The organism is Polynucleobacter sp. IMCC30063, from assembly GCF_021395235.1.
Classification (GTDB): domain Bacteria; phylum Pseudomonadota; class Gammaproteobacteria; order Burkholderiales; family Burkholderiaceae; genus Polynucleobacter.
Genome location: NZ_JAJVCQ010000010.1, coordinates 1 through 1,755 on the forward strand (window position 1 = coordinate 1; position 1,755 = coordinate 1,755).

Sequence of the window (1,755 nt, forward strand, 5' to 3'; positions counted from 1 at the left end):
GTCCAAATCCATACCAATTAGAATAGTAAATTCCGGCTTGGTTCTTTTGCCAACCATAGTCAATTCTGGCTGAGGTTTGTCCATCAACCAATTCCTTACTGGTTTGATTTGAAATCGTCGGGTTTAAGGTCAAATTGACCTGATGATTGCGATACCCTTGATTGCCGTAATCAACGTCGATAAGCCGAGCTGTTTTTCGCAAAATATCGCGAACATCTCGCCAACCCAAATTCGGATTCGCGCTTAACATTAATGCTACGACTCCGGTAACAGTGGGTGCTGCAGATGAAGTGCCATTCATTTGATCAAAATCACAATTTGGGTTTTTTTCTTTATTAATGGGCGAGCCACCAATCAGGAATTGAGGATCACGAACTGCAGACACCCCATTCTTACTATATCCTCGCTCACAGCCCATTAAATCCGTAGAATAAATCTGTGGCCCCTGCTTATTTGCCGCGCTACCTGCCTCGCCGTAATTACCAATTGACGCATCCTCCCCACCAAGCCCCGTGATCCACATCACCGAGCCTGCCGAGGAATAACTTGATTTGTAGCCCATGGCATTAGCTGCTGCAGTGACAATGACAGGGAAAGTAAGCCTCTCGGTATCAGAGGATGGATTTGCACAACTAACAAGGCGATAGAAAGAATTGCCGTATTGAAATTGTGGGCACTCGTAGATATCGCGATCCTCGTACGCATTGCCCGCAGACTTAACCACCACAGCACCTTTGCCGCCCCGCAAATTCGGCAAGCTCTCAAGCCATGGTGTGCGTCCGAAATTTAGTGGTAATGGTGGTACACTTCCAAAGGACGCATTAAATACATCCGTATCTTTTGACCACCCTGCACCGCCGTATGCTTCAACTTCCTGATTGGCGGTACGAGCATATCCATCAATGTATCTCGCCCCTCCCAGCGTAGCTCTAGGGGCAACGCCCATCACGCCAATCCCATTTTGGGCAGCTGCAATCATCCCGGCAACATTAGTACCGTGGGCATCACCTGGATTCGAAGGCGTTGAATCAGAAGTGCCGGTTTCAAAATTCCATGTCATTGCCGGATTGATATTGGCTTTCAGATCAATGTGATTGATCTCAATGCCGCTATCTAAAACCATTACATTGATACCCTGTCCTTTAATACCTTGCTTATGCACTGCCTCAACATTTAAATCTGTAAAGCCATCAGCAACAAGGGGGTAGCCAGCAAAGAAACTTTGCGCAGCATTTAAGGCCCATTGATAGGTATACAAGGGTTCTGTAGCGCCTGTTTGGCAGGCATAGGGACCAGATTCAGAACAGGATGAAGTGCTAGTGTTATCTCCGCAAGACACCAATTGCGTGCCCAGCACAAAAATAACGAGAGAGAACAAAATAGTCTTTTTCAATCTAAGCCCTTTCAAACCGTATTTTGCTAGTACAAGCTCATGCTCATCTTGATTAGCTTAAGACTGGTTTAGGTATTTTGACAGAAATTGAATTGGCATGGGTTTTTCTGGTGGGAATCCCTTCCCCATAAAAAGTTGTAAAAAACAACTTTTTCCCATTACACGACTTATTACACAAAGGGTCTTTTTTAAACTAAGTCATTGAATTAATTACAAAAAAATGAACTGCAAATTTCTGTTAATCTGTTGGTCCGTGGTTCGATCCCACGTCGAGGAGCCAAGGTTACGGAGCTCGCTTTTTGTTAGTTAAGTAGTTCAGTTTTAAATCTAAACTATTGCACCTTAGGCACGTCAAAAATAAC

General features: G+C 44.6%; 1 protein-coding gene. It reads right to left on the reverse strand.

The annotated features are described in order from the left end of the window. Positions 1-1,393 (reverse strand): S8 family serine peptidase (locus LZG75_RS12225; RefSeq protein ID WP_233937696.1); only part of this gene is annotated, 1,393 nt, incomplete at its 3' end. Positions 1,394-1,755: the final 362 nt, after the last annotated feature.